The sequence below is a fragment of the Kribbella orskensis genome (genome assembly GCF_004342085.1).
Taxonomy (GTDB): domain Bacteria; phylum Actinomycetota; class Actinomycetes; order Propionibacteriales; family Kribbellaceae; genus Kribbella; species Kribbella orskensis.
In genome coordinates, this window is sequence record NZ_SLWM01000057.1 from 1 (window position 1) to 6,894 (window position 6,894).

Annotated in this window: 11 protein-coding genes; 3 read left to right on the forward strand and 8 right to left on the reverse strand. The window is 66.7% G+C overall.

All coding sequences use genetic code 11. The features are described from left to right. The 7 genes from EV644_RS44075 to EV644_RS45050 form a co-directional block, all read right to left on the reverse strand. The coding region (locus tag EV644_RS44075) for a class I fructose-bisphosphate aldolase (RefSeq protein ID WP_132197796.1) at positions 1-630 on the reverse strand (630 nt) is incomplete at its 3' end. A 45-nt stretch (positions 631-675) separates the two neighbouring features. After that, a complete protein-coding gene (locus tag EV644_RS44080) occupies positions 676-1,191 on the reverse strand; it encodes a DsrE/DsrF/DrsH-like family protein (RefSeq protein WP_132197794.1) in 516 nt (171 codons plus the stop codon). Positions 1,192-1,203: 12 nt separating this feature from the next. Then, positions 1,204-1,518, reverse strand: coding sequence for a TusE/DsrC/DsvC family sulfur relay protein (locus EV644_RS44085; protein WP_132197792.1), 315 nt, complete (start codon positions 1,516-1,518; stop codon positions 1,204-1,206). A gap of 2 nt (positions 1,519-1,520) precedes the next feature. Beyond that, a complete protein-coding gene (gene sqr, locus EV644_RS44090) occupies positions 1,521-2,765 on the reverse strand; it encodes a type III sulfide quinone reductase, selenoprotein subtype (protein ID WP_132197790.1) in 1,245 nt (414 codons plus the stop codon). 105 nt (positions 2,766-2,870) lie between these two features. Then, entirely contained in the window at positions 2,871-3,395 is a 525-nt protein-coding gene (locus tag EV644_RS44095; protein WP_132197788.1) for a PEP/pyruvate-binding domain-containing protein, read from the reverse strand. 24 nt (positions 3,396-3,419) lie between these two features. Then, complete coding sequence (gene gap / locus EV644_RS44100; RefSeq protein WP_132197786.1) at positions 3,420-4,427, reverse strand: type I glyceraldehyde-3-phosphate dehydrogenase; 1,008 nt, start codon at positions 4,425-4,427, stop codon at positions 3,420-3,422. Between the two features lie 64 nt (positions 4,428-4,491). Then, the gene (locus tag EV644_RS45050) at positions 4,492-4,638 is read right to left on the reverse strand and encodes a hypothetical protein (RefSeq protein ID WP_158293125.1); all 147 of its coding nucleotides are present in this window, start codon (positions 4,636-4,638) and stop codon (positions 4,492-4,494) included. Positions 4,639-4,743: 105 nt separating this feature from the next. On the opposite strand from EV644_RS45050, the gene EV644_RS44105 reads away from it, so the two are divergent. After that, complete coding sequence (locus EV644_RS44105) at positions 4,744-5,220, forward strand: GyrI-like domain-containing protein (RefSeq protein WP_132197784.1); 477 nt, start codon at positions 4,744-4,746, stop codon at positions 5,218-5,220. 18 nt (positions 5,221-5,238) lie between these two features. On the opposite strand, the gene EV644_RS44110 is transcribed toward EV644_RS44105, so the two are convergent. Continuing rightward, positions 5,239-5,601, reverse strand: coding sequence for a VOC family protein (locus tag EV644_RS44110; protein WP_132197782.1), 363 nt, complete (start codon positions 5,599-5,601; stop codon positions 5,239-5,241). Positions 5,602-5,772: 171 nt separating this feature from the next. On the opposite strand from EV644_RS44110, the gene EV644_RS44115 reads away from it, so the two are divergent. Together EV644_RS44115 and EV644_RS44120 are read left to right on the forward strand one after the other, a co-directional pair. Continuing rightward, the gene (locus EV644_RS44115; protein WP_158293126.1) at positions 5,773-6,594 is read left to right on the forward strand and encodes a phosphatase PAP2 family protein; all 822 of its coding nucleotides are present in this window, start codon (positions 5,773-5,775) and stop codon (positions 6,592-6,594) included. Continuing rightward, on the forward strand, positions 6,591-6,894 hold a 304-nt coding region (locus tag EV644_RS44120), incomplete at its 3' end, for a hypothetical protein (protein ID WP_132197778.1). The genes EV644_RS44115 and EV644_RS44120, both read left to right, overlap by 4 nt.

The following is a 6,894-nucleotide window of genomic DNA, read 5'->3' on the forward strand; positions in this document are numbered from 1 at the left end:
GCTCGTCTTCTCCGGGTGCGGGAAGTTGACCTTGACCACGTCCGCACCGAGCTCGCTCGCGACCCGGGCCGCGTAGTCGACAGCGTAGAACGAGTTGTTGCCACCCTTGGCCGAGATCGCGGCACCACGGGGGTAGGCCCAGACGATCAGGGGCATCCCGAGTCGCTCTGCGTCCGCGCGCACCTTCCGGTACTGCGCAAAGTCGGCCTCCTGGGCGGGCGATCCGACGTACAGGGTGTAGCCGACCGCGTCGGCGCCGAGGCGGACGGCGTCCTCCACACTCGCGTGCACCGGCGACAGAGCCTCGGCGTCGGAGGGGATGTCGGTCTTGCCGTTCAGCTTCAGGATCAGCGGCACCTCGCCGGCGTAGTCCCAGTAGAACTTCTCGGCCAGGCCGATCTGGATCGCGATCCCGTTGAAGCCCCCGGCCACGGCCAGCTTCACGATGTAGGCCGGGTCCGAGGCCTGGGGGTTCGCGAAGAAGTCGCGCGGACCGTGCTCGAGACCCTGGTCGTAGGGCAGGAAGAAGGCTGAGCCGTTGCGCAGTCCGTGGTCGAAGAGGATGCGCCGCAGGCGCGTCTTCTTGCCGCTGTTCAGTCCCAGCTCACGCAAGGACGGCCTGGTCTGCATGATCGTCACCTCCGGTTCGAGCGCGGCGAACGCGCGCCCCTCGGGTCAGATGAAGAGGAGTTGGGCGCCGTCGGTCATCTCGATGAAGTCCGAGGCGCTGATGATGGCCTCGACGTCTTCGTACAGGTCGGACTCGTCGAGCTGCATCATGTCGGCGGACATCCGGCAGGCCCACAGATGTCCGCCCGAGGCGACGATCTGCTCGAGGAACTCCGGTACGCCGGGCACACCCACGTCGTGGATCTGCTTCTTCATCTGATGCGTGGCCATCGCGGTCATCCCTGGGAGACCGCCGAGCCCCTGCGGCAGATGGGTGGCGGTGTTGCCGAGCATCGTGAACTTCAGGTCGTTCATCCGCGACTTGGTGATCATGTCGAAGCCCCAGAAGGTGAAGAAGAGGTGCGTCTCCACCCCCTCGCCCAGCGCGGCGTTCGCGAGGATGAGACCCGGGTAGGCCATGTCGAGATTGCCCTTCGAGCAGATGATGGCCAGCTTGCGGCCTTCGGTCGCCGTGTCACCGAAGTCGGGGACGATGGTGGGCGCGTTGTCGATCGTGGTCATGGCGGTTCTCCCTCAGACACAGCCGCGGGGCTTGGGCAGACCGGCGATGTAGGCCATCTTCTTGGCCGGCTTACCGGGAAACAGGACGAACAACTGCTTGATCGGAATGCCCGCAAGCGTCGACACACGGCGCAGCGTGGCGGTCTCGCCGCGCTGCGGGTAGTCGGCCCGCAGGAAGCTGATCGCCTTCCAGTGCGCGTCGGTGAGTTCGATGCCGATCTGCGCGGCAAGTTGTGCGGCCAGCTCTTCGGTCCACTCGCCGTACTCGGTCAGGAAGCCTTCGGCATCGACATGGACCTCAGCGGGTCCGATGGTGACCACGGGCATGATCAGATCTCCTTGTCAGGTTGCTTCTTGCCGGTCATCGAGAGGTGCGTCGGGACCGGCAGCCGGCGTCCGGGCAGCAGCACGTGCCAGTAGATCCATCGGAACGCCAGCTTTCCCCAGTGGTTGCGGGCGTTCTCCCGCAACAGCCCGAGCGGACCGACGACTGGCAACGGGAAGCTGCCGGGGAGCGGCTCGGTGTCGTAGTTGAAGTCGATCAGCAGGCCTTTGCCGTCACCGGATTCGACGAAGCAGTTCGCGTGCCCGTCGAAGTTGCCGGTCATCGGGTGACCCTCGACGTACTGGCAGAAGTTGCCGGTGAAGGTCTCCGCGGCGAAGTGCGCCACCGACCCCGCCTTGGAGATCGGCAGGTCGGCCGCGTCGCCGAGCACGAAGACGTCGGGGTACGCGGTCGACTGGAACGTGTGCTTGTCCACCGGGACGTAGTTGAGTTCGTCGCCCAGCCCGGACCTCGCGATGAAGTCGGCGCCCATGTTCAGTGGCACGGTCACCAGCAGGTCGAACTCGATCTCGCGTTCGTCGTAGGAGATCAGCACCTTGCGCTCGGGGTCGATGTGCTCGACCAGGAAGTCCGGCTCGACGACGATCTTGCGGTCGTCCAGCATATCCCCCAGCCGCGCCGAGGCGATCGGTTTGGTGAAGGCGCCCGACAGCGGTGTCGCGTAGACGATCTCGACCTGGTCCCGCATCCCGCGGGAGCGGAAGTACGCCTCTGCCAGGAAGGTGAACTCCAGCGGCGCCACCGGGCACTTGATCGGCTGATCGACGATGTGCACGACGAGCCGGCCACCGGTGAAGTCGCGCAACGCGTCCGCCAGCGCGACCGAGCCCTCGTAACTGTAGAAGTCGAAGATGCTCTTGCGCCACTCCGCTCCAAGCATCCCCGGGGTCTGGTCCGGCCGCGGACTGGTGCCGGTAGCAACTACCAGGTAGTCGTAACCGACTGCCGTTCCGTCGCTGAACCGAACCGTCTTCGCGACCGGGTCGATCCGCTCGATCTCGCCCGTCAGGAACTGGATGCCGGAGCGCAGAAGGCGACGGCGTGACCTGGTCAGCTGCGCGAGCCGGTAGACGCCGAACGGGACGAACAGCAGCCCGGGCTGGTAGAGATGGATGTCATCACGATCGACGACGGTGATCTGCCACTCCCGTAGCGGCAACCTGCGGCGCAGTTTGTTCGCGACCATCGTCCCCGCTGTCCCGGCTCCAAGAATCACCAGACGCTTCATCGACGAGTCCCTTCTCGATCCTCACTGCCGACGCTATGACCACGGCCTCCTCCGGATCAGGGCCGTTGGACCCGACCCCGCGACCCGAAGGACCCACCAGGTACGTCAGACCCTGCCGAGGACCTGATCGATCGTGTCGGCCGCAAAGTCCAGATCGGTCATCGGCCGGGCGACCACACAGAGATCCACCGACAGCTGGTCGATGTCTCGTACCTCCCGGTAGATGATGGCGCGGTCGTTGTACAGCGACGCCCAGCACCGTTTGCAGGCAGCCAGCAGGGCCTGCAGGCCGGTCACGTGAAGGAACACCTCCTGTGGGCCGGTGAAGAACTCGTCGAGCGGCTCGCCGGCCGCCGTACCGCTGACCTGCAGCTCTACGTCGGCGCCGCCGAGCTTCTGGTAGGCCTCCTCGATGGCCGCGACGACTCCGGGCGGTATTTCCGCATCGCAGAAGGCCGTACGGATGACTGCTCCGACAGCGACGATGTCGGCACCCTCGCGCAGGCGACGGATCTGTGTCGCCGCCATCGGCCGAAGTCTGGCGGACCTGACGAACTCCCGGTAGGCCGGCGCGGTGGTCGCGAAACCCCTTCCGTCGTCCGACCAGGTGATGTGCGGCGAATCGATCATGATCACAGCTCCTCTGTCCGGTTCTCAGAGACCGCGAGCCACGATCTCGGTCAGGTCGAGCAGCCGGCTGGTGTAGCCCCATTCGTTGTCGTACCAGCCGAAGACCTTGACGATGTTCCCGTTCGCCTGGGTGAGGGGCGCGTCGAAGATGCAGGACGCGGGGTCGCCGATGATGTCGTGGGAGACGATCGGATCCTCGTTGTAGCGCAGCAGACCTTTCAGGTAGCCCGACGCCGCGTCGGCGAAGGCCTGGTTGACCTGTTCGGCCGTCGCCGGTTCGGCCAGCTCGACGACCAGGTCGGTGAGGGACCCGTCCTCGACCGGCACGCGGACCGCGACACCGTCGATCTTGCCGGCCAGCTCCGGGATCACCAGGCCGACCGCCTTGGCCGCGCCGGTGCTCGTCGGGATGAGGTTCACCGCGCCCGAACGTCCCCGGCGCAGATCCTTGTGCGGCGAGTCCAGCATCACCTGGTCGTTGGTGTAACTGTGGATCGTGGTCATCAGTCCGTGTTCGATCCCGAAGGCCCGATGCAGCACGGACACCATCGGCGCCACGCAGTTGGTGGTGCAGGAAGCGTTCGAGATGATGTCGTGCTCGGCGGGGTCGTAGGTCTCGTCGTTCACGCCGAGCACGAGGGTCGCGTCCACGCCCTTGCCGGGTGACGAGAGGATCACCTTGCGAGCGCCGGCGGCCAGATGCGCGGCAGCGGCCTCGCGGGTGCGGAACCGGCCCGTCGACTCGATCACGATGTCGACTCCCACGCTCCGCCAGTCCAACGCCGCCGGGTCCCGCTCAGCAGTCACCCGGATGGTCCTGCCGCCGATGGTGAAGCTGTCGTCGGTGTGGCCGACCCGCTCCCGCAGTACGCCGTATGTCGAGTCGTACTGCAGCAGGTTCGCCAGGGTGGCCGTGTCGGTGATGTCGTTGATCGCGACCACCTCGATCGTGGTCGTCTCCCGCTCGAACACAGCCCGCAGGAAGTCCCGCCCGATCCGCCCGAACCCGTTGATCCCCACTCTGACAGTCATCTCTGGTCTCCTCAGCAACAATGCTTTCGACTGGACGGGACGCCGCGAGGCGTCCTCCCTACCTTCATTCCAGACCGCAATCGATCGCCGGATCAGGGCCGAAGGTCCTGGCTCCGCGGGCATTGGCCCCGCAGCCGGTCAGTACTGCGTTCGGCTCCAGCGCGGGTCCGAAGTGCGGCCGGATCGGGTCGCTCGGCCACTTCCTGCCCATCGGCCACGTCTTTCCCATCGGCCCGAGGACTGAGGACCTTCGGCTCTGCTGACGTCTTCAGCCGAGGCGTGTTCTGAAGCCATCCAGCACGAACGGGAGGACGAGATGGGTATCGAACAGCCCCAGACCCGAACGGCTGTCGTGCAGCCGACCGCGGTCCGGCGCGCGACACTCGCCCAGGCGGAACTGGTCAACTGGTTCGCCGAGGCCTACGGGGAGGTCGCCGCGTACCTGGGCCTGCACGGCTTGACGCCGAAGGGTCACCCCTTCGCCCGCTACCACGTCCGTGCCGACGGACGGTTCGACGTCGAGGCCGGCTTCCCGATCGCCGGACGGATCGCCGGCGACTGCTCTGTGCAGCCTTCGACACTGCCCGGCGGCGAGTTGGCGGTGGTGTGGTACATGGGTCCGTACGACCAGGTGGGCAAGGCCTACGCCACCCTCGCGGACTGGATCAGCAGCCAGGGTGGCGAGGCCGACGGCGAGGCCTGGGAGATCTACTACGAGCCGCCGACCGGAGATCCGTCCCACTGGCGCACCGAAGTGGTACAGCCGTACCACCTGGTCAGCGGCGACGGCTGATCGACGGGATGAGGGCGATCAGCTGCCCGGTTCCTGGCGCATCAGGCCGATGATGTTGCCATCAGGGTCGCTGACCATGGCGAACTGTCCGACGCCGGGAATGGTGGTCGGCTCGACGACGGTCCTCGCGCCGAGCTCGCCGGCCCGGTCGAGCACCGCCGGCAGGTCGTCCACCGCGACGTACACGGTCACGTACGGAGGCATCTCGTCCCGGGTCTGCATCAGGCCGCCGCCGATGCCGACACTGTCCTCGCCGGCCGGTACCAGCGCGTACTCCGGTCCCGCCGGCTGTGGCCGCCAGCCGAACAACTTGCTGTAGAAGGATGTCATCCGCTCGAGATCGCTACCGCCGATCTCGAAATGAATCACCGGATTCGTCATCACTGCCACCTCCGCTGGGCACTGGTCTCGAGGGTCGACGCAGTGGTTACAGCTCCACCGAACGCCGGTGACGTAGTCCGGCACAAGGCCCAAGTCCTCCCATGGAATGCCCCAAAGGTCCCTACAGCCGCAGCGGTGCGGCAGGCACTGTGGCTGGAAGGGGGCGGACTCATGTCAGAGGAGCTGGGCGGAGCAAGACGCCGGCGGGTCGCGCGCGAGGTCGTGCTCATCCTCACCGGCATCGCGCTCTACTTCGGCGTCCGCGGCCTGATCGCAACGCGGGTCGACCTCGCGTACCGCAACGCCGAGCGCGTCGTCGACCTCGAGCGATCCGCCGGCATGTTCGCCGAACCTCACCTGCAGAACGCCGTCGTCGACCACGCGTCGCTGGTCGACGCGGTCAGCTACGTCTATATCTACGGGCATTGGCCGGTCATCGCCATCACCTTGGCGTGGCTCCTGATCAGGCACCGCCACGACTACTCGACGTTCCGCAACGCCATCCTCATCTCCGGCGCGATCGGACTGCTGATCTTCGCGGTGTTCCCGGTCGCACCACCACGGTTTCTGACCGGCTACGGCTTCGTCGACACCGTCACCCAACAGACATCGGCCTACCGCGTGCTGCAACCGCCCGCGTTCGTCAACCAGTACGCCGCCGTGCCCAGCCTGCACTTCGGCTGGAACCTCCTGGCGGGCATCGCCTGGGCCAACCTCGCCGGCCACTGGACCGCCCGCCTGTTCGGCTGGCTGATGCCGCCGGCCATGCTCGCCGCCATCGTGCTGACCGCGAACCATTACCTGCTCGACGGCATAGCCGGCGGCGTGATCGCCTTGCTGGCCCTACTTGTGGCGACCTGGCTGGCCCGACGACCGACTGCCATCCCGCCCAACGACCCGGACGACCGAGGACTTTCGCCCCTGCTGCCGCCTCCCCCGATTGCTTGTCCTGAAGACATCCCAGCCTTACCGGCCCGCGGGAGTGAACGATGACCGTCACCGAGCTCAAAGGGCACGCGCCGATCGCGGTCCACGCCGATGGAATCCTGCCGACCGATACCACCGCGCAGATCCACGCACGGCTGACGCACGTCCTCGGCAAGTGGGCGAAATACAGCCGCGTGCGGGTGACGCGGCTGTCCCAAGCCGGAATCGTCCGCCCTGTGCTGATCCAGCTGAACCTGGACCTCCCGCACGGCCGCCTACGCGCGCAGGTCGCCGCACGGACGATGCCCGACGCGACCCTGCTGCTCGCAGTGCGCACCGCCGCGCAGCTTCGCCATCTCCCCCCGG

What these genes read in the sequence shown, in the direction of transcription:
- EV644_RS44080 (WP_132197794.1), bottom strand. Translation starts at nt 1,191, where the DNA reads ATGACCACGATCGACAACGCGCCCACCATCGTCCCCGACTTCGGTGAC.
- EV644_RS44085 (WP_132197792.1), bottom strand. Translation starts at nt 1,518, where the DNA reads ATGCCCGTGGTCACCATCGGACCCGCTGAGGTCCATGTCGATGCCGAA.
- sqr (WP_132197790.1), bottom strand. Translation starts at nt 2,765, where the DNA reads ATGAAGCGTCTGGTGATTCTTGGAGCCGGGACAGCGGGGACGATGGTC.
- EV644_RS44095 (WP_132197788.1), bottom strand. Translation starts at nt 3,395, where the DNA reads ATGATCGATTCGCCGCACATCACCTGGTCGGACGACGGAAGGGGTTTC.
- gap (WP_132197786.1), bottom strand. Translation starts at nt 4,427, where the DNA reads ATGACTGTCAGAGTGGGGATCAACGGGTTCGGGCGGATCGGGCGGGAC.
- EV644_RS45050 (WP_158293125.1), bottom strand. Translation starts at nt 4,638, where the DNA reads ATGGGCAGGAAGTGGCCGAGCGACCCGATCCGGCCGCACTTCGGACCC.
- EV644_RS44105 (WP_132197784.1), top strand. Translation starts at nt 4,744, where the DNA reads ATGGGTATCGAACAGCCCCAGACCCGAACGGCTGTCGTGCAGCCGACC.
- EV644_RS44110 (WP_132197782.1), bottom strand. Translation starts at nt 5,601, where the DNA reads ATGACGAATCCGGTGATTCATTTCGAGATCGGCGGTAGCGATCTCGAG.
- EV644_RS44115 (WP_158293126.1), top strand. Translation starts at nt 5,773, where the DNA reads ATGTCAGAGGAGCTGGGCGGAGCAAGACGCCGGCGGGTCGCGCGCGAG.